Here is a 21,686-nt window from a genome sequence, read left to right on the forward strand (position 1 = left end):
GGCGATGGATCGGCGCGTTGATGGTAAGCGGCAGGCCGGCCGCGCGAGCCCGGCGTGCCGTCTCCAGCTTCTTTTCGTGGCCGCCTTTGTGGTTGCCGATGCGGTCGGTGGTCGCCGGCCGTGCGCCTTGAAAGCTCAGCTGCAGATGGTCGAGCCCGGCTTCGGCAAACGCCTCGATGCGGCCTTCGGCAATGCCGACGCCGGCGGTGATCAGGTTGGTGTAGACGCCGCGCGCCGAAAGCCCGGCGATCAATTGCTCGAGGTCGCGGCGCAGCGTCGGTTCGCCGCCGGACAGATGCACCTGGAGAACGCCGAGATCGGCGGCCTGCGAGAACAGGTCGAGCCAGGTCTGCGTGTCGAGTTCGCGATTGGCCTTCAGCAATTCGAGCGGATTGGAGCAATAGGGGCATTGCAGCGGGCAGCGATGCGTCAGTTCCGCCAGCATGCCGATCGGAGGAAGAAGGGGCTCGCTCATAGCTTCACCAGCAGCTTGTCCGACCATTCCTGCAGGAAGGCGATGACGTCGGCCGCCACGGCCTCCTGTTCGGCATCATAATCCGCGGCAAGACCGGCAATGATGTGACCGACCGTGGACCGCCCATCGCAGCGGCGCAATATGTCGAGGCTGATGTCGTTCGGCCAGAATATTTTTTCGGGCGAAAGCACGGCGAATGCCTGCCGCACGGGGTCGTACTGTATGCGCACGTGCTTCGGCAGCGATGGCACCGATCGCGGCGACACCAGGGTTCTTTCGCGCAGCGCCATCATCGGGCTGCATCCGGACGGAAGGCACCGGGCGGGATGTTTCCCGGCTCGCCATAGGCGTGTTGAAGCGCGTCGAGCATGGCCCAGAGTATATCGCATTTGAACATCAGTGCATCGATCGCCTGCTGCTGGCGTTCCGCCGTGTCGGCATGTCCGAGCACATAGGCGAGGGCGAAGTCGGCGTCGCGCGAGGCCTGTTCGGGGCGTCGGCTGAAATAGGCCAGCGTATCCTCGGTGATGTAATCGTATTTGGCCAGCATCGCCGGCACCCGCTCGCCGATAATGAGCGGCGAGAACATCTCGGTCAGCGACGACGCGACCGCCTCGAACAGCGTCCGGTTCGTGCAAAAGGAGAGGTAAGCGCCGACCGCGAAACGTGTTGCCGGCAGTGCCAGCCTTTCACTCTTCACCGCATCGGCATCGAGACCGAGCGAGGTCGCCAGATGCAGCCAGCGCGCAATACCGCCGCTCCAGCCGTCCTCGCCGTCATGGTCCTCGATGCGTTTGCGCCAGGCGGCACGAAACGCCGGGTCCTCGGCATGTGCGAGGATCATGGCGTCCTTGCGCGGAATGACAGCCTGGTAGCAATAGCGGTTCAGCGCCCAGGCCTGCATCTCGGTCCTCGACAGCGCACCGCTGGTCATCCTGTGATGGAAAGGATGGCGGTTGTGATAGCGCTCGGCACCGACCTGCCGCAGCACGGCTTCGAGCTCGCTGGAGGACAGACCATTCCTGGCCGCGTCGTGGAAATCACTCAAAATTCCATCTCCATTCCGTCGCCTGCGACTTCCCAGCCTGCCGCCTTGACCGCCGCGTGTTCGGCAGAATTCTCGTCGAGGATCGGATTGGTGTTGTTGATGTGAACAAAGACACGGCGGCCGATCCTCACATCGGCCAAGCCGGCGATCGACCCCGCGTCTCCCGACATCGCCAGGTGCCCCATGCGCGCACCGGTTTTTTGACCGACGCCGGCAGCAATCATCTCGTCGTCGGTGTAGACCGTGCCGTCGAACAGAAGGCATGCGGCATCGGTGAGACGCGTGCGCAGGGTCGCATCGATGCGCGCGCAGCCGGGGATATAGAAGACGGAGCCGCGACAGCCGACACCAGCGATTCGGACGCCAATCGTGTCACCGGCGTCGGAGCTAAAATTGGCCTCCGGATGGTCTTTGTCCTCAAGATAGAGCGCTATCTTCCCGGGCACCGGAAAGCTCTCGACAGCCACGCCGGTGTCGTGGCCGTCTGCATCGCAGATCGCCAGTTCTTTCGCCGGCGGCAAGATGCGTCGCGGCACGAGCGCCGGATCGAGAACATTGAAAATCGAATTCGCCTTCAGCGTCGCCAGAACCTGTGTCGTTGCATAAATAGCGAAAGGCTGCCGCTCACGCAGGCTGAGCAGGCCGGCGACATGATCGACATCGGCATTGGTCAGCACCACCGCGCGAATAGGCGTCGAGCGCAGCGGCGCATCGTCCGCGGGTTGCAATTCAGGCGTTGCCGCGATCTGCTGGCGAATGTCGGGCGAGGCGTTGAAAAGAACCCAGCCGAGCCCATCCGCCGAGGCGGCGACACTTGATTGGGTTCGTGAATGCACGCCAGCCATTCCGGTGCGAGCCGCACGACTCAGACGATAATTGCAGTTCCATTGCGGAAAGCCGCCGCCTGCCGCCGATCCGATGATTCTCAAGCGCATGAAAACGCCCGCCTCGCGGCTGCTCTGACCAGCAGGCAATTTGCAGCCGCAAAAAACGTCCCGCCCGCTTTGCGTGCGTCAAAACCTTTCCACGAAAATCCCATGCGGCAAGGGATGCGCGCCCCTGTTGCCAGGGACACGCACCTCTGCGGCCTACTTCTTGGGAGTAATTTCAGCAGGCAGATACCGCGAAATTTCAAAGCCCGCAGCAACCTGACACATGGTCGGTTTTGTCCAGCTCTTCTTCATAACATTTCTCCTCTTCTATCAGCCCGAAGGGGCCGATGCTGTCGTTAGCCAACCATTGCAGGGCACCGAAGCAATGGCCCGTCCATCACGTCTCAAATGGACAAATGAAACAGTAGGTTTTTGAAAGCCGAAAAACAAAACTATCGAAAGTAGCTGTGGCCTGCGGGGCCTTGGCGAAAATAGCTGGCGGTCTCCTGCGAAATAGCGCCATCTCCCAGGTTGGCCAGCCATGTGCTGTCACGAACGTCCTTTCTAACCTTGTCTCTCCTCATCGCTCCTGCAGGCAAATTGGTCCGCTCCGTCCAGCCGATAGCCGGCGGGCTCGTCGACCTCGCCTGCCCATGCAGGCTCTGTAAGGCCCGGGATACCCGCCGTGGGCAACAAAATCGCTTCCTTTCCTTTCATCGCCTGCCACATTCCTGCCTCGGCCGGGCCCATCCCAGTTATTGCGTGATCGGATTGTCGTGCTCGTCGATCAGCGGCACATTGTAACCCAGCAGGATCTTGGTGATCTCCGCCTGGTTTTCCCTGATCACCCGGTTGAGCGTCCGCTTCCATTCCTGGTCGGACGGACGTACGCCCATGGTGATGCGGTAAGACATGCGCGAGCCGGTTTTTTCCTTCACCAGGGGAACGATCGTGACATCGGCTCCGAGTTCCCTGGCATAGTAGCCTGCCATCGGCCCCCACAAGACCGCCGCGTCGATCTTGCCGGCGAGCATGTCCTTAATCATGACTTCTCCCATGGAAGGGGTGACGCGCGTATCCACCGCCAGCGGGTAGATCTTGGCGGTCCGCAGAAGCTTGTTGGCGGCCATGTTGGCGGTTGGCGGCGTGCTTTCGACGACGCCGATTCTCTTGCCGGAAAGTTTCGGATCTTCGATCGTCTCGACGCCCTCCATGCCCTTGCCTTTCGGGTGCACCAGCACATAGGCGGAGCGATAATAGGCGTTGGTGTTCTGCACCAGTTCATCGCCTTGGGCGTAGCCCATGATGACGTCGCATCGGTTGGCCCCCAGCGTGTTGCGCACGAAGCCGGTGACAGTGGGAAACCATGTGTAAGCGACTGATTTCCGCCCCGTCTTCTTGGCAACCAGTTCAGCCAGCTTGTTTTCGAAGCCTTGGCCGTTCTTGTCGGTGAAGGGCATGTTCGAGGGATCTGCGCACACGCGCAGAATGTCGGGATCGACCAGTTCGCCCGCAGCGCCAAGGCCGGCACCTTGCGCCAGGGCGTTCGACGGCAGCAAGGCGAGGGCGCCGAGGATCGGCAGAACGACGCGCAGCTTCGATGCATCGCGGCCGGTCATATCATCCACCCATGCAGGATGCCTCGGCATCCTTGGCTGCCTGGGCCTTGTCTTCATGCTTGGGCGGCCTGCCGCGGGGCGCCGCGCCATCGGCGCGCGCGCGCAGATAGACGTAGAGGTCGTCCAGGTAGCAATAGACGTTCTTGTTGTCGCCAAAGGCAGGCATGACGTTTTCCTTGCCGCCGCCGACATTCTTGCGGCCCTCGGCGACGATCGAGAGGAACGTGGCGTAATCCATGTTTTTCAGACTATTGACCAGGGCAGGCGCATAGCTCGAACCTGTTGCGTCCTGTCCGTGACAGACATGGCAATCGGAGTGATACCGGCGGTACCCGCTGAACGTGTACCAATCGACGGTTCCGTTTTCGATCTTGTAGGTCGGATTTCCGTCCGCATCTAAATATTTGCCTCCTTCTTGCTTCACCGCCTTGGCTTTTTCCATGCTGTCTTCGGCCCGTGCCAGACTTGAGCTGGCCAGAGGCAGCAGGACCAGCGCGAGAGCGGAAACTGCAATGCGAACGATCATTCAGACACTTCCTTCATTTGCCAGGGACACTGGCTGCCGTCGTGCAGCGGCATTGATCGGTGTTGGGTGCGCGGCGCAATCGAGAGCCCGGTTCCCGGCTTCCCGGTGACCCGGGCTCTCGTTTTTCAAGCCTAGTCGTAAGGCTCTTCCCGGCTATCAGTCCGGGAGGCCGAAGACGGTGAGCTGACCACCCAGCGTCGTATAGTCGGCAAGTGCCGCGTAACCGCCGACGGCACCCAGTCCTGCGGTTCCAACGACTGCGGTCTCGTCGCCCTGCGCACGGCCCTGATCGACGGCGCCATGCCAGGCAGCGGCGTTATCGGGCGAAAGCAGACCACCTGCCAGACCGATACCGGCCCATCCACCGACGCCGGACAGAACGGCGATGTACTGCTTGCCGTCATGCTCGTAGGTCGTGATGTTGCCGATGATGCCGGACGGGGTCTTGAACTTGTAAAGTTCCTTGCCGTCCTTATCGACCGCCTTGATGTAGCCTTCGAGGGTACCGTAGAAGACGACGTCGCCATCTGTCGCCAATGCGCCCGACCACACCGAGAACTGCTCGGGCTTCGACCAGACGATCTCACCCTTGGCTGCATCCCAGGCAATGAAGTTGCCCATGTTGCCGTCACCGCCAGGCGCCGGATACATCGACACGGTGGCGCCCACATAGGGCTGACCGGCGGTGTAGCTCACTTTGTAAGGCTCATAGTCCATGCAGACATGGTTGGTCGGCACATAGAACAACCCGGTCTTCGGCGAGTAGGCGGCCGGCTGCTGGTCCTTGGTTCCAAGCGCGGCCGGGCAGATGCCGGTCGAGTTGGTGTCTTCGCCGTTCTGCTGGGTCGAATATTTGGCCACGACCTGCGGGCGGCCATACTGGTCGCTCTTGGGATCCATGTTGACTTCCGTCGCCCAGTTCACTGCCGGATCGTATTTTTTGGCGACGAGAAGTTCGCCGGTGGCGCGGTCCATGGTGTAGGCAAAGCCGTTGCGGTCGAAATGCACCAGCACGTCGTGCTTGGCGCCATTGACCTCCATGCCGTCGACGAGAATCATCTCGTTGATGCCATCAAAGTCCCATTCGTCATGCGGGGTCATCTGGTAGAGCCATTTGGCAACACCAGTATCCGCATCGCGAGCCATGATTGTCATGGACCAGCGATTGTCGCCGGGGCGCTGGACCGGGTTCCACGTCGAGGGATTGCCGGTACCGTAGTAGACGAGGTTCAGCTTGGGATCATAGGAATACCATCCCCATGTCGTGCCGCCGCCTGTCTTCCACTGTTCGCCTTCCCAGGTGTTCGTGCCGGAATCCTTTCCGACAGGCTTGCCGAGCTGGGTGGTCTTCTCGGGATCGATCAGGGTGTCTGCGTCCGGACCTTCCGAATAGGCTTTCCATGCGAGCTTGCCGTCACTCAGATTGTAGGCGGCTATCCAGCCGCGAACGCCGTATTCGGCGCCGGAGACACCGACGAGCACCTTGTCCTTGATGACAACGGGCGCAGAGGTGCCTGATTCGCCCTTGCCGCCATCGGTCTTGTCGCCGTTCTTGATCGACCAGGCGACCTTACCGGTCTTGGCATCGAGCGCGACGACGGTGGTGTCGGCCTGGTTGAGAATGATCTTGCCGTCACCATAGGCAACACCGCGATTGACCGTGTCGCAGCACATGATCGCTATAACGTTCGGATCCTGCTTGGGTTCGTATTTCCAGAGGATCTTCCCGTCGTTCTTGAGGTCGAGAGCAAAGACGTTGTTTGGGAAAGGCGTGTGGACATACATCACATCGCCGATGATCAGCGGCCCGCCTTCGTGACCGCGCAGCACGCCGGTGGAAAAGCTCCATTTGACCTGCAGGTTCTTCACATTGTCCGCAGTGATCTGCTTGAGTTTGGAATAGCGGGTGTTGGCGTAGTCACCTGTCTGCATCGCCCAGTTCTTCGCATCCGATGCGAGCTTTGCAAGGTCTTCGTTGGCCGAAGCCGTATAGGCCGCGCCGAGCGACAGAAACGCCGCGGTCGTCAGAATATAGGTAGCTTTCGCAAGTACACGCATCCGAAATCCTCCCGAGGTTCACAGTGACAAATCGACCGTCAAGCCCACAAGGGCTTGCCCAAGCGATTCATGTGGGGAAGTATTTCCGGCAGCTGTCACGACCTACCCCGACAAGCAGAGGGCACCGTTACTGCCCGCCCCACTTGGCCTTCGAAAGACTGCCACCGCTCCCTGACGATGGCGCTCTTGAAGCCGGAAACAGGGAAAAAGCTATGTCATCGTAAAAGGCCAAGCAAGCAAAAACCCGCAGCGCGTTCTTGCACCGCAATATCGATTATGATGCGCTGCAATATATAGAAGCAGATAAGAGAAGCATCTTAGGTCAGACTATTGATAGGCTGGCCGCAAGCTGCGATATATATATTGATCCTATTGCTCCCGTATTCACGGTGCGGTGCGTATTTGATTTTATTTCGATATAGTTTACGAAGCGTCTGGGGGTAAGTATGCGTGCGTCTCGTTGGCTGCCGATAGTGGGCGAGACATGAAATGATCGCTGGAAGCGAGGTGCGGAACGGGTCCATGAAGCTGCCGTGAAGGCCTCTTGTCGGTCGATAGGGCATTCCTCCTTTGGTCCTATACAGAGGCCATGGGAGCTTGACTGGCTTTGCGGCACGTCGCCAATTGGCGCGATGATCCTGTCTGGGTGCATAGTGTCCAGGCCAACTGGAGGTTTCCTCATGATCAGATCTGTCGGATCTTCCACCTTGCCGCTGGTCTTTACGGCGACACTGGCCTTTGCGAACCCCGCCAGCGCCGCGGGAGACTACCCAACGGCAACCATTGCCGACTACGTGCTCGGCTGCATGCAAACAAATGGCCAGACACGTCAGGCGCTTGAAAGCTGTTCCTGCTCGATCGATGTTATCGCCTCAATCCTTCCCTACGATCACTATGAGAGGGCGGAGACCTTCAAAAGCATGTCGCTGACGACAGGGGAGGCCGCAGGGTTGTTTCGCGAAAGCGCGCCAGCTAAGGCGGCGCGCACAGAACTGAAACGCGCGCAGGCGGAAGCCGACGTACGTTGCTTCTAGTCAGGCGGAATAGGCGCGTGACGGTGCCTCACAGTCCCGCCGTTTCCATCGGCCAATGGCCGCGAAATACCTTGCCATCCGTGTCTGTCGCCTCGACACGGATTTCGCCATTGCCGTGCGCCGTGAAATCGAACCGGAAATTGGGATCCTCCGAAATCGATGTTCCGCCCTCCATCGAGAGAATCGGCTGATCGGCTTGAGAGATCGACAGTTCGTGGATGAAGTGCGCGGGAATGAAATACTGGGTCAGCGGATCCCGCTGCAGGCCCGAATTGTTTGGGTGCCGGATCATCAACTGCAACTCCTGCACCTTCGTCATCGTCTCTTGAGGCGGGAACTGGCGCAGTTTCATCTGTCCCATCGTCGCCATGGCCTCGTCCATGCCTTGACCGCGGGAGCCGAACAGCCGCCTGACGCCCTGCGCCGTACCCCATCGATCGACATGGCTTTTCCGATCTGCATTTCGCCGCCGCGGCGATCAGGTCACGCCCGGGAATTTTCGATGGAACGACCGCAAGAGGTCGCTCATCACCCGTGCATTGCGATATTGCCGCGGCAGCCGCACGTCGAACATGCCCAGCACATGGGTCGGTTGCGGCGCGAGCACGATAATGCGGTCCGACAGCATCAGCGCTTCATGCAGATTGTGCGTTACCATCAAGGCGGTGGTTGGCCGCGCCGACCACACCGACAGAAGCAGGTGACGAAGCCGCACGGCGGTCCGCTCATCGAGTGAGACGAAGGGTTCGTCCAGGAAAAGCACCGCCGGCTCGTTGGCGAAGGCCCTGGCAAGCGCTGCCCTGCGCGCAAGGCCGAGCGAAAGCTCCGTTGGATAGAGCGAGCGCATGCCGGTGAGGCCGAGACTGGCGAACAGTCCGTCGAGATTTTTCGTCCTCAGTCCTTTCGGCAGCGCCAGTCTGACATTCTGCTCGAGCGTCCGCCATGGCAGCAAAGTCGGCTCTTGGAACACGGCGGCGATGCGGTTCGAGCCGCCTTGCGGCAGTTGGAAAGAGCCGGAAAAGTCTTTGTCCAATCCAAGCAAGATACGCAACGTCGTGGTCTTGCCGCAGCCCGACGGCCCGAGCAGACAGGCGAATTCGCCCTGCCGGACCTCGAAGGACAGACCCTGAAGCGCCGTTACCGAGACACCTCGCGCGGATCTGAAGGTCTTTTCGGCGATATCGACCTTAAGCGGGGCGATGGCGCCAACGGGTTGCATGTCGTTCAACGGGCTGCACCAGGATGAGTTCGATGACAAGCATCACCGCCACGAAAGCCAGCGTGTAGGCAAGAATGGCGGCGACGTCGAAGAGTTGGAAATAAAGATAGATCTGGAAGCCGACGCCATTGGAACGTCCGAGCAGTTCAACCACCAGGACGATCTTCCAGATGAGAGCGATGCCGGATCGCGAGGCAGCGGCAAAATAGGGCTGCAGTTGCGGCAGCAGAACATGGCGGATGCGGTCGAGTGGGCCGAAGCGGTAGACGGCGGCCATTTCGGCATAACGTGGGTCAAGCGTCCTGGCGCCCTCGCGCATGGTCACTACGACATTCGGGATCTTGTTCACTGCAACAGCGCCTATCGCCGCCGCCTCGTTGAGGCCGAACCAGATATAGGCGAGCACGATGATCACCAGCGCGGGAATGTTGAGAAACAGGATCACCCAGGGATTGAAGAACCGGTCCGCACCGCGGTAGCTGCCAAGGAGGACACCGATGACCGAGCCGATAATCATTGCGACGACGTATGCCGCGGCAACCCGTCCGAGCGTCGCGCCAAGATGATAAAAAAGGTCGCCGCTCGCCGCTTCCCTGAGCAGCACCTGCCAGACCTGCCCTGGTGAGGGGAAAGCACGGCTTTGCCACAGATGGGCCGCGAGGCTCCACAGCAGGCAAAGTCCGAGCAGGGAAACCGCTACCGTCAGCGCTGGCGTCAGTGCCGTCGCAAGGCTGGATCGACCGGACATGTCCTCCGGTGCGGTCATTTCGCGAGTTCCGGCCAGAACGTGCCGGGCGCCATCTCTGGCGCCCTGCCAACCAGCTTCTCGCCACCTATCGCAGCCAGCACGTGATAGAGCTTGCCCGCATCGGCCGCTTCTTCGGCGACCGGCCGTCTGGGAATGCCCTGGCGATAGCGGTCGCGCAGTTTTTCCAGCTCCTTGCCTTCCGCGCGAATGAGCGGCGCCAGACGCAGCCATTCATCGTCGGATCTGGCCAGCAAGTCCTTGGCCTGCTTGGAGGCCTTGACAAAGCCCCGGGTGGCATCCGGATTCTCGTTCGCCCATTGGTCGTGGAAGACGTAGCCGAGCGCCGACACGGCGCCCGAGGCTCCGAGCGCTTTCGCCGCATCATCCGCGCCGATCAACCGACGAAAGCCGTTGGCCTCGAGCCGGGCGCAGAAGTGCCAGAAATTGAGTACCGCATCGAGTTCTCCCTGCATCGCCTTTTCCGAAATCAGCGGCGGCGCGCCAAAGGCGACGTCACTGGCTGTCGGCAGGTCGAGGCCGTGATCGCGTCTGGCCAGCGCCTGAATCAGTAGCCAGCTCTTGTCGAGCGGGCCGCCGGCGACACCGATCTTCTTTTCCTTTAGGTCGGCGATCGTCCGGATCGGCGATTCCTCCTTCACCATGATTGCCCCAACGGCGGTCGAATAAGGAGCCATTGTAAGGTCGCCGCCCTCGGAGCGCTGGCGCGAGACCCACAGCCAGTCGGTCACGATCATGTCAATCGCGCCGGCCAGCATCGCGACGTTGGTCGCATCCTCCCCGGCGAAATAGACAATTTCCAGATCGATCCTGTTGGCCTCGTCGAGCTTGTGTTGTTTCAGCGTATTGAGTTCCCAGCTCACGGTGCCAAACTTCAGGACACCAATTCGGACCTTCGCTGCTGCAAAGACAGCAACCGGCCTTGAGGCGAGGATGGCGGCTGTCCCAAGAGCCGCCAAACGCAGCGTTTTGCGCCGCGAAATCATCGTGACGTCTCCTCTTCCTGGGGCCGTCGCTGAACCAGGGATGTCGATCAAATCGCTCGTTCCTTGCTCCCAAAGGCACATTTCCAGCGCACGATCTTGAGACTTGGATGTTCCTGAGACCATTTTGCGATCTCGCCGGGCGCCAGGAACATGCATTGGAACAGAGAGCCGCGGCTCTCGAAATAGAGGTGTTCATCTCGGCAATTGCCCGGATTGGCGCTCAGGCAAACCGTTAATATGAGATCGACCATGTCCATTTGGCACCTATCGTCGCCTCTGCGGCGATCTCTCCAGAGTCGTGCTGTGGAGTTGCATCGGATTTCCTGAAGGTGCCCAAACAGGAAACGGGTTGAAGTTAGGCTACGCGTTCGGCCAATACGCGTCAATAATGTGAACCGCATGTCGCTACGCACTTCCACTTTGCGCAGTCGGGAAACGAAACAGGACCTTAGTACGATTGACTTCCTTCATCGGCAGTCTAGCTTTTCGAGGCGTGCAGGTGCTGCCATTCCAGGGAGGAAGGGCGAATAGTTCGCTCTCCCGCGTAAAAGCGGATGCCGGCGGTCAAAGCATCGACACGCGCAAATCGTCCAGGGCACCCAGACGATCAAATGAGGAAATGCCATGCGCGCAATCGCATTTTTCGCCGTCGTATCCGTTGTGACCTTCACAAGCCAATCCCAGGCACAGGATGCCGCGGCAGGTGAGAAAGTCTTCACCAAATGCAAGGTTTGCCATATCGCCGACCAGGATAAGAACAAGATCGGTCCGTCGTTGAACGGCGTCATCGGCCGGACGGCAGGCACGCATCCCGGATTCAGCTATTCGCAAGCCATGGTCGCGGCAGGGAAATCCGGTGTTAAATGGGACGAAGCCACGTTGGCCACCTACCTTCACGATCCGAAAGCCATGGTCAAGGGAACGAAGATGGCGTTTGTCGGCCTCAAAAAGGACGAGGACGTCGCCAACGTCATCGCTTATCTGAAGCAATTCTCGAAGTAACGCGGCTCCGCCGGCCATTTGGACTGCGTCCGGCCAGCGTTTGCCTGGGCTTTACGCTTGGGGTAAAGCAGCGTCTTGCAGCCTCTGCATCGCGGACGGCAGATCGAGCAAGCTGTCGCAAACGAGGTCGGCGCCAAGCTCTTCAACGGGAATTTGGGTGTAGCTGCCACGCAGCAGAATGACGGGTATGCCGGCGGCGCGCGCCGCGGCCACGTCGGCGCTGCTGTCTCCGACCATCAGCGTGTCACGAGGTTCGACCTGAAGCTGGTCGAGCGCCAGCAACAGAGCGTCGGGCGCCGGTTTCAAGTATGTCACCGCGTCTCCGCCGACGATCGCGCCGAGATATTCCGTCAGTCCAAAATGCAGCAGGATTTCGCGAGCCGCCAACTGCGGCTTGTTGGTCACCACGCCCATGGCTATTCCGCTCAAATGGAAATGCGTGAGAACCTCCCTGACGCCAGGCATCAGCTTTGTCAGGCCGGTCAGATGTCTGCGATAGATCGGCGCCATGACGCGGATGGCCTCTTCGAGCGCGCTGCCGAGGAGCGGCGTACCGGAAGCCGCGAAGGCGCGCTCGACCAGTTTCCTGACGCCGCCGCCGATCATGGCTTTGACCTGTTCCAGGCGCAGCGGCGGCAGATCGCGGCCGGCCAGCAACTCGTTGACGGCGGCCGCTAGATCGGGCGCCGAATCGACCAGCGTGCCGTCGAGATCGAACAGGATCGCTTTCGGCGACCGCAACGGCCTTCCCACGCCGACATTCATGCGGCATCCTTCCACTTGATCGAGCAGCCGATCGAAGCGATCTGGTCCAGCGGCCCGTCGCCGGTTCGGGCAACCTGCTTCATCGCCTCGAACAGGTCGCGCCTCAGCCGGGGCGGTCCAGCGTCGCGCCGCGCGGCGTCCAGCCGGCCGCGATATTGCAGTGTCAACTCGTTGTTGAGCCCGAAGAAATCGGGAGTGCAAACGGCTCCGTAGGCACGCGCCACCGTCTGGCGCTCGTCGTGGAGGTAGGGGAAAGTGAAGCCGTTCGTCTTGGCGAAGAGCTTCATGTTGTCGAAGGAATCATCCGGATAAGCGTCGGCATCGTTTGAGTTGATCGCGACAAAGCCGATGCCTTCGGCCTTGAGGTCGTTGGCGTCGCGCACCATGCGTGAAATCACTGCCTTCACATAGGGGCAGTGGTTGCAGATGAAGGCCACCACCAGCCCGTTCGGACCGGCGTGACTGAAGATCGAATGGGATTTGCCGTCGACCCCTGGCAAGACGGCATCGATGGCTTGCCAGCCGAAATCGCAGACAGGTGGAATTGCCGCCATGTTCGCCCTCCGATGAAACAGTTTACGCGGCTTTCCGGATCGCCCCGTCGGCCGCCTGTCTGATGGCGCCGATATTGGCACGATAGGCAGCCTCGGTGCCACCCTTGAAGATGGCCGAGCCGGCGACCAGCACATTGGCGCCGGCCGCGGTGACCAACGGAGCGGTCTCGGGCGTGACGCCGCCGTCGATCTCGATGTCGATCGGGCGATTGGCGACCAGTGCCTTGACCCGCCTGACTTTGTCGATGACCGCCGAAATGAACGCCTGGCCGCCGAAGCCTGGGTTGACCGTCATCAGAAGCACCAGATCGAGCCGGTCGAGCACATACTCGATGACGCTTTCCGGCGTCGCCGGGTTGAGCGACACGCCGGCCTTCTTGCCGAGATTCCTGATTGCCTGCAGCGAACGGTCGAGATGCGGCCCAGCCTCGGCATGCACCGTGATGATGTCGCAGCCGGCATCGGCGAAGGCGGCGAGATAGGAGTCGGCCGGCGCGATCATCAGATGGCAGTCGAAGATCTTGTCCGTTCGATCACGGATCGCCTTGATCACCGGCGGACCGAAGGTGATGTTGGGCACGAAATGGCCGTCCATGACGTCGAGGTGGATCCAGTCGGCACCCGCCCGGACGACAGCTTCGACCTCGTCGCCGAGCCGCGAGAAGTCCGCAGAAAGCACCGAGGGCGCGATGATTGTCTTAGTACCCATGGTCGTCGGCTCCCATTCTGTCTTCCGTTTCCGGTCGCTGCACACCAACCGGCCTCATCTTGTCAGCGCGCCTTCGTCTCCGGTTCGCCTTCGAGCTTACCTTCCGCGAACACGCGGCTGCCGCGAATGTCGGATTCCTCAATGGTGATAAGGTCGGTTTTCGTCAACGCCCGGTCGCGCGACGCGAAAAGGCGGTTGGCCTGGCGAAGCCGCGCCCGGTCGAGGCCATTGCGGACCGAGCGAGCGTTGGAGAAATGCGGCAGCCGCATGCGGATCGGGAGATACTCTTCGAGCGCCTTGGCCGCCGCCTCGCTGAGACGGTAATTCTGTTCCGCCAGCATGATCTCGGCGATCGATTTCAGCTCGGTGACGCCGTAGTCGGGAAAATCGAGATGGTGGGCAATGCGCGAGCGCATGCCGGGATTGCTGTCGAAGAAGCGGTCCATCTTGTTCTTGTAGCCGGCAAGAACTACAACCAGATCGTCTCGGTTGTTTTCCATGCATTGCAGCAGGATTTCGATCGATTCCTGGCCGTAGTCGCGTTCGTTCTCGGGCTTGTAGAGATAGTAGGCCTCGTCGATGAAAAGCACGCCGCCCATGGCGCGCTTGATCACTTCGCGGGTCTTTGGCGCGGTGTGGCCCACATACTGGCCGACGAGATCGTCTCGCGTCACCGCGACCATGTGGCCTTCGCGGATATAGCCGAGACGATGCAGGATTTCGGCCATCCTGAGCGCCACGGTGGTCTTTCCGGTGCCGGGATTTCCCGTAAAGTTCATGTGCAGCGTCGGCGCGCCCGAGGTCAGCCCGAACTTGCGGCGAAGCCGGTCGACCAGGAGGAGAGCCGCGATCTCGCGGATGCGGTTCTTGATGGGCTTCAGGCCAACGAGTTCGCGGTCGAGCTTGTCCATCACCTCGTCGATGTTAGAGGCCTCGAACTCGGCCTGCAGATCAACCGATTCGTCCTGCGCGGCAGCGCCCTTTGCTATCGCATCCAGCATGGTTTGGGCTAGCTCCGCTCGCCTTCGGGCCTGTCGGTCGCATAGGGCACGATCGAATAGCCCTGGCTGCGGCCGTCGCGCTCCTGGCGCAGCAGCCGGAACCCGGGTTCGTTGGGCGGCCGATTGACGATGAACGACATGCGCGGCGCTTCCCAGCCCTTGGTCGAATCGAAGGCGGTCAACCGGACATACATGTTGGGCATGGCTTTCCGGCAATTGTTCACTTCCAGCAGGATGCCCGCCGGGTCCTTCAGGTCGAACATCGGGTTGCCGTACATTTCCCAATAGGTGTTTCGCGGATGCGGATCGTCCGTGTACTCGACGCTGACCGCCCAGTGGTTTTTCAGCGCGTATTTGATCTGCGCCGAAATCTGCTCATCGGTCAGGTCGGGCAGGAACGAAAACTGTCCCTGCGTGACCTTGTTTCCCGGATTGGTCATCATGGCGACGGTTCCTTTCGTCTAGAAGCTGGGCGTTGCGGTTGGCACGAAGTCGGCCGTGTCGGTCGATTCGTAGTTGAAGGTGACGTCCTTCCAGGTCTCCAGGGCCGCCTTCAGCGGCGTGCACCATCTGGCCGCCTGTTCGAGAATTTTGGTCCCTTCGCGCAGATAGTCGCGACCCTCGTTGCGGGCGAGAATCATCGCCTCCAACGCGACACGATTGGCCGTCGCGCCGGCCTGGATGCCGTCCGGATGGCCGATCGTGCCGCCGCCGAACTGCAGGATGACGTCCTCGCCGAGATAATGGATCAACTGGTGCATCTGGCCGGCATGGATGCCGCCCGAGGCGACGGGCATCACCTTGTTGAGCGAGGCCCAGTCCTGATCGAAGAACAGCCCTGTTTCGAGGTTCTGCGGCGTGCGCTCCTCGCGCAGCGTGTTATAAAAACCCCTGATCATCAGCGGGTCGCCTTCCAGCTTGCCGACCACCGTGCCGGCATGGATGTGATCGACGCCGGCCATCCGCATCCATTTGCAGATGACGCGAAAATTCATGCCGTGGTTCTTCTGGCGCGAATAGGTCGAGTTGCCGGCGCGGTGCAGGTGCAGGATCATGTCGTTGCGGCGTGCCCACTTGGCCATCGACTGGATCGCCGTGTAGCCAATGACGAGATCGATCATGACGATGCAGGAGCCAAGCTGTTTTGCGAATTCGGCGCGCTCGTACATCTCCTCCATCGTGCCGGCGGTGACGTTGAGATAATGGCCCTTGACTTCGCCGGTGGCGGCCGACGCCTTGTTCACAGCCTCCATGCAGTAGAGGAAGCGGTCGCGCCAGTGCATGAAGGGCTGCGAGTTGATATTCTCGTCGTCCTTGACGAAGTCGAGGCCACCCTTCAGCGCCTCGTAGACGACGCGGCCGTAGTTGCGGCCTGACAGGCCAAGCTTCGGCTTCGTCGTCGCGCCGAGCAGCGGCCGGCCGAACTTGTCGAGCCGCTCGCGTTCCACCACGATGCCGGTCGCCGGGCCCTGGAAGGTTTTGAGGTAAGCCACCGGAATGCGCATGTCCTCGAGCCGCAAGGCCTTGACTGCCTTGAAGCCGAACACGTTGCCGATGATCGATGCAGTCAGGTTGGCGATTGAGCCTGGCTCGAACAGGTCGAGGTCGTAGGCGATATAGGCGAAGTACTGCTGCTCGATCCTGGTGCCGGGACCTGTGTTCGGCACCGGCTCGGATTTGAACGCCTTGGCGCGATAAAGCTCGCAGGCGGTCAGCCTGTCGGTCCACACCACCGTCCATGTCGCGGTAGAGGATTCACCGGCGACGGCGGCGGCCGCCTCCTCGTGGTCGACGCCGGGCTGCGGCGTGATCCGAAACATGGCGATCAGGTCGGTCTCCTTGGGCCGGTAGTCCGGCTCCCAGTAGCCCATCTTCTTGTAGGGAATGACGCCCGACTTGTAGCGTTCGCTGCCTTCCTTGAGCGTGCCTGCTGACGGCATGTCGATCTTGTTCATGACAGGTCTCCTGTTGCCGCTCAGGCGGCTTTCGCAGTTGCGATATGCGGGTCGAGTTTTCCTGCGGCGTAACGTTTCGCCATCTCGTCCATGGCGATGACCCTGATCTTCGAGGCATTGCCCGCGGTGCCGAAGCGCTCGAAGCGATCACGGCAAAGGTCGCGCAGGGCGTCCATGGCGGGTTTCAGGAATTTTCGCGGATCGAATTCGCGCGGGTCCTCCGTCGCGACGCGGCGGAACTGCCCGGCCATGGCCATGCGGCAATCGGTGTCGATGTTGACCTTGCGCACGCCGTAACGAATGCCGCGCTCGATCTCCTCGACCGGAACGCCAAAGGTCTGAGGCATCGCGCCGCCATATTTGTTGATGATGTCCTGCAGTTCCTGCGGCACGGAGGAAGAGCCATGCATGACCAGATGCGTGTTGGGCAGCTTTTCGTGGATCGCCTCGATCACCTGCATGGCCAGAATGCCGCCGTCGGGCTTGCGGCTGAATTTGTAGGCGCCGTGCGAGGTGCCGCAGGCGATCGCCAGCGCGTCGACCTGGGTGGTGGTCACGAAGTCGACCGCCTGATCGGGATCGGTCAAAAGCTGGTCGTGGGAAAGCGCGCCTTCGGCGCCGTGCCCGTCCTCGGCCTCGCCCTGGCCGGTTTCCAGCGAGCCGAGCACGCCGAGCTCGCCTTCGACGGAAGCGCCGACCCAATGCGCCATGCGTGCGACACGTTCGGTGACGGCGACGTTGTAATCGTAGCTTGCTGGCGTCTTGGCGTCTGCCATCAGCGACCCGTCCATCATCACCGAGGTGAAGCCGTGGCGGATCGCCGAAAGGCAGGTGGCTTCGTTGTTGCCGTGATCCTGATGGATGCATAGCGGAATGGCCGGATGGATTTCGGTCAACGCCTCCATCATCTTCGCCAGCATGATGTCGTTGGCATAGGAGCGGGCGCCGCGCGAGGCCTGGATGATGACCGGCGCGTCGCAGGCCTTGGCCGCCTCCATGATGGCGAGGCCCTGTTCCATGTTGTTGATGTTGAATGCCGGCACGCCGTAGCCGTGCTCGGCGGCATGATCGAGAAGCTGGCGAAGGGTGATGCGGGCCATTGTCGGGTCCTCCTAGATGATGAGCTTCAGCGCCGCTGCCGCGACGGCTTCGGGCGTGATGTCGAAATGCCGGTAGAGATCCGGGGCAGGGGCGCTGGCGCCGAAACCGGCCATACCGACGAAAGCGCCGGTGTCGCCGATCCAGCGGTCCCAGCCGAGCCGCGCCGCGGCTTCGACGGCAATGCGTGGCGCCGAGCCGAGGACCGCCTTGCGGGTACCGGCATCCTGTTCCTCGAAAAGCTCCCAGCACGGCATCGAGACGACCGCGGCGGCGATGCCGTGCTCGGTTTCCAGCCGTTCGGCGGCGGCAACAGCGATTTCGACCTCCGAGCCGGTGGCGATCAGCGTTACGGCGCGGTGCTCGGCTGGCTCGCGCAGGATGTAGGCGCCTTGGCTCGACCGGTTCTCGTCGCGGTGTGTCTGGCGCAGCATCGGCAGGTTCTGGCGCGAGAGCACCAGCACGCTCGGCCGGCTCTCGCTCTTCAGCGCCAATTCCCAGCACTCCGCCGTTTCGATGATGTCGGCCGGACGGAAGACGTTGAGGTTTGGCGTCGCCCGCAGCATCGCCAGATGCTCGACCGGCTGGTGGGTCGGGCCGTCCTCGCCGAGACCGATGGAATCATGCGTCATCACATAGATGACGCGCTGGCCCATGAGCGCCGAGAGCCGCATCGCGCCGCGCGCATAGTCGACGAAGCACAGGAACGTGCCGCCGTAAGGCACGAAGCCGCCATGCAGCGCGATGCCGTTCATGGCCGCGGCCATGCCGTGCTCACGGATGCCGTAGTGAATGTAGCGGCCGGTATATTCATCCGGTGCTATGCGCGCCATGCCCTTGGTGATCGTCAGGTTCGAATGCGTCAGATCGGCGGAGCCGCCGACGGTCAGGTCGGTTGCGGCGTTGATTGCGGCGAGCGCCATTTCGGAGGCTTTTCGCGTTGCAACCTTGGTCGCCTTCTCGACATGCTCCTTGCGGAAAGCGCCGAGCGCTTCGAAGACCGCGTCGGGCAGTCTGCCGGCGACCGCGCTCTCGAAGGCCTGGCGCCCTGGCGAAGCGGCAAGCCGCTGCTCCCAGTCGCGGCGCGCCGCTTGGCCGCGGCCGGCAATCTCGCGCCAGGCAAAAAGGATGTCGTCCGGCACCTCGAACGGCGCGTAGGCCCAGCCGACGTTTTCGCGCGTCGCTGCGATCTCCGCATCGCCCAGCGGCGCGCCATGCGTCTTTTCCGAGCCGCCCAGATTGGGCGCTCCCTTGCCGATCACCGTGCGGCAGGCGATCAGAGACGGCTGGTGCGATTGCTGCGCCGCTTCGATTGCCGCTCCAACGGCTTCTGTGTCGTGGCCGTCCACCGATTGGACATGCCATCCAGCGGCTTTGAACCGTGCCGGCTGGTCCATCGACGTCGACAGCGAAGTCGGTCCGTCGATCGAGATCGCATTGTCGTCCCAGAAGACGATCAGCCGGGAGAGCTTCAGGTGACCGGCAAGGTCGATCGCCTCGTGGCTGATGCCTTCCTGCAGGCAGCCGTCGCCGGCGATCACGTAGGTGAAATGGTCGACGAGATCGGCGCCGTGGCGGGCAGCAAGCATGCGCTCCGCCAGCGCCATGCCGACGGCGGTCGAAATGCCTTGTCCAAGCGGACCAGTCGTCGTCTCGATGCCAAGGGCATGGCCATATTCCGGATGTCCGGCGGTGCGGCTGCCCAGCTGGCGAAACCGCTGCAGTTCCTCGATCGGCATGTCTTCGTAGCCGAGCAGGTAATGCAGCGCATATTGCAGCATCGAGCCGTGCCCGGCCGAAAGCACGAAGCGGTCGCGATCGGGCCAGTCCGGCATCGTCGGGTCGATGTTGATAAAGCGGCTGAACAGCACCGTCGCGACGTCGGCCATGCCCATCGGCATGCCCGGATGACCGGAATTGGCCTTTTGGACGCTGTCCATCGCCAGTGCGCGAATGGCGTTCGCCATCTCGCGCTCCGAGACGGCGGCGACAGGCTTCAGGGCTGCTGCTTGGCTGTTCATGGCGTCCTCCTCACGACACGCGATTCTTGCGTTCGATCAATTGCAGGATGAGCGGCGTCAGGATCAGCTGCATGGCAAGGTCGAGCTTGTTGCCTGGCACCACGATGGAATTCGGCCGCGACATAAACGAGTCGTGGATCATCGAAAGCAGGTAGGGGAAATCGATGCCGCGGGGATTGGCGAAGCGGATGACCAGCATCGATTCGTCGGGCGTCGGAATCCAGCGCGCGATGAATGGATTGGACGTGTCGACGATCGGCACGCGCTGGAAGTTGATGGCGGTCTGCGAAAACTGCGGGACGATGTAGCGGACATAGTCCGGCATGCGGCGCAGGATCACGTCCATCACCGCCTCGGTGGAATAGCCGCGCGTTGCGCGGTCGCGATGGATCTTCTGGATCCATTCGAGATTTATGACCGGCACGACGCCGATCTTGAGGTCCGCGTGCCTGGCCAGGTTGATCTTGTCGGTGACGACGCAGCCATGCAGGCCCTCGTAGAAGAGCAAGTCGCTGGGAGGAAATTCGCGCCATTCGGTAAAATTGCCCGGCGGCGTGCCGTACTGCTTTTCCTCGTCCTCGTCATGGATGTAGGTGCGGGTTCTTCCCGTTCCCCGGCGGCCATATTCCTCAAACACCTCTTCTAGGATTCCGAGTTCATTGGCTTCGGCATGGAAGTGGGTGAAGTTGGGATTGCCCGCCTTCTCTTCGTCGGCCACCTTCGCCTTCATCGCGGCGCGGTCGTAGCGATGGAAAGCGTCGCCTTCGATGAAGGCGGCCTCGATGTTCTCACGCCGGAAGATCAACTCGAAGATGCGCTTGACCGAGGTGGTGCCTGCGCCCGACGACCCGGTGATGGTGATGATGGGGTGCTTTGCCGACATGGTGTTCAGGCCCTGAAAAGGCCGCGGCGGCTGAACAGCGGCGCGCGCTCGCCGATCGCGCTCGGCTCGGTGTGATAGCGGGTGATGCGCGCCACTTCCCGCGCCGATCCGAAAACCATGGGCACGCGCTGGTGCAGGCTCTCGGGTTGGATTTCGAGGATGCGGGTGATCGTATCGGTGGCGGCACCGGCCGCCTGTTCGATGAGATAAGCGATCGGGTTGGCCTCGTAGACGAGGCGAAGTCGCCCCTGCCTGTAGCCCTTGCGCTTGTCGCCTGGATACAGGAATACGCCGCCGCGCATCAATATGCGGTAGCAGTCAGCGACCAGGGAGGCGATCCAGCGCATGTTGAAGTCCTTCTCGCGTGGGCCTTCGGTGCCTTCGAGGCAGTCGTCGATGTAGAGCCGCACCGCCTCGTCCCAATGCCGGTAGTTGGCGGCGTTGATGGCGAACTCCTCGGTGCGCTGCGGAACGATCCGGCTCTCGTAGGCCTGGACGAATGTGCCGAGCCTGGTCGAGAGAACGAAGACATGCGTGCCGCTGCCGAGTGACAGAACGAGCGCCAGCTGCGGGCCGTAGATGAAGAAACCGGCGCCTAGCTGGTTCACCCCCGCCTGCAAAAAGGAGGCGGCCGGGTTCCCATCCGGCGTGCCAATCGCAGGGAGGAGCGAGAAGATTGTTCCGATCGACACGTTGGTGTCGATGTTGGATGAGCCGTCGAGCGGGTCGATGGCGATGGCAAGAGGCGCTTGCCTGTCGAGCAGCACCGGCTGCTCCAGTTCCTCGGAAGCGTAGAGCGCGACCGGAGCGTGGCGCATGGCGTCGAGGAAGATGTCGTCAGCGAAGATATCGAGATCCTTCTGAACATCGCCGTCAGCATTGGCGCCACGGGTTCCGGCAAAGGCGGTGCCGAGTACCCCTTGATTGATGGTATTGCGGATCGTGGTGGCCGCCTGCGTCAGCCGACGGACGGTCATTACGACCGCGGCGCGCAGTTCGTCCGGCTCGCCGAGATAGGAGTTCAGAAAAGCGTCGAGCGTTGCCGCTGGCATCGTAACCTCCCCATCCAGCCGCCTCTCCTCGGATCGGCCGGAT

General features: G+C 61.6%; 24 protein-coding genes. 2 read left to right on the plus strand and 22 right to left on the minus strand.

Annotated elements, in window-relative coordinates; genetic code table 11:
- The 7 genes from NKJ94_RS32180 to NKJ94_RS32210 all read right to left on the minus strand — a co-directional run.
- Nucleotides 1-475: radical SAM protein (locus NKJ94_RS32180; RefSeq protein ID WP_352531171.1), on the minus strand; the 475-nt coding region annotated here is incomplete at its 3' end.
- Nucleotides 472-768 carry a pyrroloquinoline quinone biosynthesis peptide chaperone PqqD gene (gene pqqD, locus NKJ94_RS32185; RefSeq protein WP_352531173.1) on the minus strand — a complete coding sequence of 99 codons (297 nt, stop codon included), beginning with the start codon at nt 766-768 and terminating at the stop codon, nt 472-474. The genes NKJ94_RS32180 and pqqD, both read right to left, overlap by 4 nt.
- A complete protein-coding gene (gene pqqC, locus NKJ94_RS32190) occupies nt 765-1,523 on the minus strand; it encodes a pyrroloquinoline-quinone synthase PqqC (RefSeq protein WP_352531175.1) in 759 nt (252 codons plus the stop codon). The genes pqqD and pqqC overlap by 4 nt, the downstream gene beginning before the upstream one ends.
- A complete protein-coding gene (gene pqqB, locus NKJ94_RS32195; RefSeq protein ID WP_352531177.1) occupies nt 1,520-2,458 on the minus strand; it encodes a pyrroloquinoline quinone biosynthesis protein PqqB in 939 nt (312 codons plus the stop codon). Before pqqB ends, pqqC begins: the two co-directional genes overlap by 4 nt.
- A 692-nt stretch (nt 2,459-3,150) precedes the next feature.
- The gene (locus tag NKJ94_RS32200) at nt 3,151-4,014 is read right to left on the minus strand and encodes a substrate-binding domain-containing protein (protein ID WP_352531179.1); all 864 of its coding nucleotides are present in this window, start codon (nt 4,012-4,014) and stop codon (nt 3,151-3,153) included.
- A gap of 1 nt (nt 4,015) precedes the next feature.
- The gene (locus NKJ94_RS32205; protein ID WP_352531181.1) at nt 4,016-4,540 is read right to left on the minus strand and encodes a c-type cytochrome, methanol metabolism-related; all 525 of its coding nucleotides are present in this window, start codon (nt 4,538-4,540) and stop codon (nt 4,016-4,018) included.
- 156 nt (nt 4,541-4,696) lie between these two features.
- Nucleotides 4,697-6,598, minus strand: a complete 1,902-nt coding sequence (locus tag NKJ94_RS32210; protein WP_352531183.1) for a methanol/ethanol family PQQ-dependent dehydrogenase — start codon at nt 6,596-6,598, stop codon at nt 4,697-4,699.
- A 680-nt stretch (nt 6,599-7,278) separates the two neighbouring features.
- On the opposite strand from NKJ94_RS32210, the gene NKJ94_RS32215 reads away from it, so the two are divergent.
- The gene (locus tag NKJ94_RS32215; protein ID WP_352531185.1) at nt 7,279-7,632 is read left to right on the plus strand and encodes a hypothetical protein; all 354 of its coding nucleotides are present in this window, start codon (nt 7,279-7,281) and stop codon (nt 7,630-7,632) included.
- A gap of 28 nt (nt 7,633-7,660) precedes the next feature.
- On the opposite strand, the gene NKJ94_RS32220 is transcribed toward NKJ94_RS32215, so the two are convergent.
- The 5 genes from NKJ94_RS32220 to NKJ94_RS32240 all read right to left on the minus strand — a co-directional run bounded on the left by NKJ94_RS32220 (nt 7,661) and on the right by NKJ94_RS32240 (nt 10,860).
- Nucleotides 7,661-8,002, minus strand: coding sequence for a thiosulfate oxidation carrier complex protein SoxZ (locus NKJ94_RS32220; protein WP_352531187.1), 342 nt, complete (start codon nt 8,000-8,002; stop codon nt 7,661-7,663).
- Nucleotides 8,003-8,110: 108 nt separating this feature from the next.
- Nucleotides 8,111-8,851 carry an ABC transporter ATP-binding protein gene (locus NKJ94_RS32225; RefSeq protein WP_352531227.1) on the minus strand — a complete coding sequence of 247 codons (741 nt, stop codon included), beginning with the start codon at nt 8,849-8,851 and terminating at the stop codon, nt 8,111-8,113.
- Complete coding sequence (locus tag NKJ94_RS32230) at nt 8,820-9,617, minus strand: ABC transporter permease (protein WP_352531189.1); 798 nt, start codon at nt 9,615-9,617, stop codon at nt 8,820-8,822. Before NKJ94_RS32230 ends, NKJ94_RS32225 begins: the two co-directional genes overlap by 32 nt.
- Nucleotides 9,614-10,603 carry an ABC transporter substrate-binding protein gene (locus tag NKJ94_RS32235; protein WP_502904234.1) on the minus strand — a complete coding sequence of 330 codons (990 nt, stop codon included), beginning with the start codon at nt 10,601-10,603 and terminating at the stop codon, nt 9,614-9,616. The genes NKJ94_RS32230 and NKJ94_RS32235 overlap by 4 nt, the downstream gene beginning before the upstream one ends.
- A 47-nt stretch (nt 10,604-10,650) precedes the next feature.
- Nucleotides 10,651-10,860, minus strand: a complete 210-nt coding sequence (locus NKJ94_RS32240; protein WP_352531193.1) for a hypothetical protein — start codon at nt 10,858-10,860, stop codon at nt 10,651-10,653.
- A 367-nt stretch (nt 10,861-11,227) separates the two neighbouring features.
- On the opposite strand from NKJ94_RS32240, the gene NKJ94_RS32245 reads away from it, so the two are divergent.
- Nucleotides 11,228-11,605 (plus strand): c-type cytochrome, encoded by a 378-nt coding sequence (locus NKJ94_RS32245; RefSeq protein ID WP_352531195.1) that lies wholly within the window; start codon nt 11,228-11,230, stop codon nt 11,603-11,605.
- A 51-nt stretch (nt 11,606-11,656) separates the two neighbouring features.
- On the opposite strand, the gene gph is transcribed toward NKJ94_RS32245, so the two are convergent.
- The 10 genes from gph to NKJ94_RS32295 form a co-directional block, all read right to left on the minus strand.
- Nucleotides 11,657-12,370, minus strand: a complete 714-nt coding sequence (gph, locus tag NKJ94_RS32250; RefSeq protein ID WP_352531197.1) for a phosphoglycolate phosphatase — start codon at nt 12,368-12,370, stop codon at nt 11,657-11,659.
- The gene (locus tag NKJ94_RS32255; RefSeq protein WP_352531199.1) at nt 12,367-12,924 is read right to left on the minus strand and encodes a thioredoxin family protein; all 558 of its coding nucleotides are present in this window, start codon (nt 12,922-12,924) and stop codon (nt 12,367-12,369) included. Before NKJ94_RS32255 ends, gph begins: the two co-directional genes overlap by 4 nt.
- 22 nt (nt 12,925-12,946) lie before the next feature.
- Nucleotides 12,947-13,633, minus strand: a complete 687-nt coding sequence (gene rpe / locus NKJ94_RS32260) for a ribulose-phosphate 3-epimerase (RefSeq protein ID WP_352531201.1) — start codon at nt 13,631-13,633, stop codon at nt 12,947-12,949.
- 62 nt (nt 13,634-13,695) lie between these two features.
- Nucleotides 13,696-14,634: a CbbX protein gene (gene cbbX, locus NKJ94_RS32265; RefSeq protein WP_352531203.1), complete on the minus strand. Its 939-nt coding sequence runs from the start codon at nt 14,632-14,634 to the stop codon at nt 13,696-13,698.
- Between the two features lie 8 nt (nt 14,635-14,642).
- Entirely contained in the window at nt 14,643-15,077 is a 435-nt protein-coding gene (locus NKJ94_RS32270) for a ribulose bisphosphate carboxylase small subunit (protein WP_352531205.1), read from the minus strand.
- 18 nt (nt 15,078-15,095) lie between these two features.
- Nucleotides 15,096-16,589, minus strand: a complete 1,494-nt coding sequence (locus NKJ94_RS32275) for a ribulose-bisphosphate carboxylase large subunit (protein ID WP_502904235.1) — start codon at nt 16,587-16,589, stop codon at nt 15,096-15,098.
- A gap of 20 nt (nt 16,590-16,609) precedes the next feature.
- The gene (fba, locus tag NKJ94_RS32280; RefSeq protein WP_352531207.1) at nt 16,610-17,689 is read right to left on the minus strand and encodes a class II fructose-bisphosphate aldolase; all 1,080 of its coding nucleotides are present in this window, start codon (nt 17,687-17,689) and stop codon (nt 16,610-16,612) included.
- Between the two features lie 12 nt (nt 17,690-17,701).
- On the minus strand, nt 17,702-19,708 hold the full coding sequence (tkt, locus tag NKJ94_RS32285; RefSeq protein WP_352531209.1) for a transketolase: 2,007 nt from the start codon (nt 19,706-19,708) through the stop codon (nt 17,702-17,704).
- Nucleotides 19,709-19,718: 10 nt separating this feature from the next.
- Nucleotides 19,719-20,591 carry a phosphoribulokinase gene (locus NKJ94_RS32290; protein WP_352531211.1) on the minus strand — a complete coding sequence of 291 codons (873 nt, stop codon included), beginning with the start codon at nt 20,589-20,591 and terminating at the stop codon, nt 19,719-19,721.
- Nucleotides 20,592-20,596: 5 nt separating this feature from the next.
- On the minus strand, nt 20,597-21,643 hold the full coding sequence (locus NKJ94_RS32295; protein ID WP_352531213.1) for a class 1 fructose-bisphosphatase: 1,047 nt from the start codon (nt 21,641-21,643) through the stop codon (nt 20,597-20,599).
- Between the last annotated feature and the right edge of the window lie 43 nt (nt 21,644-21,686).

Origin of the sequence: Mesorhizobium sp. M0060, assembly GCF_040323155.1 — a bacterium.
Taxonomy (GTDB): domain Bacteria; phylum Pseudomonadota; class Alphaproteobacteria; order Rhizobiales; family Rhizobiaceae; genus Mesorhizobium.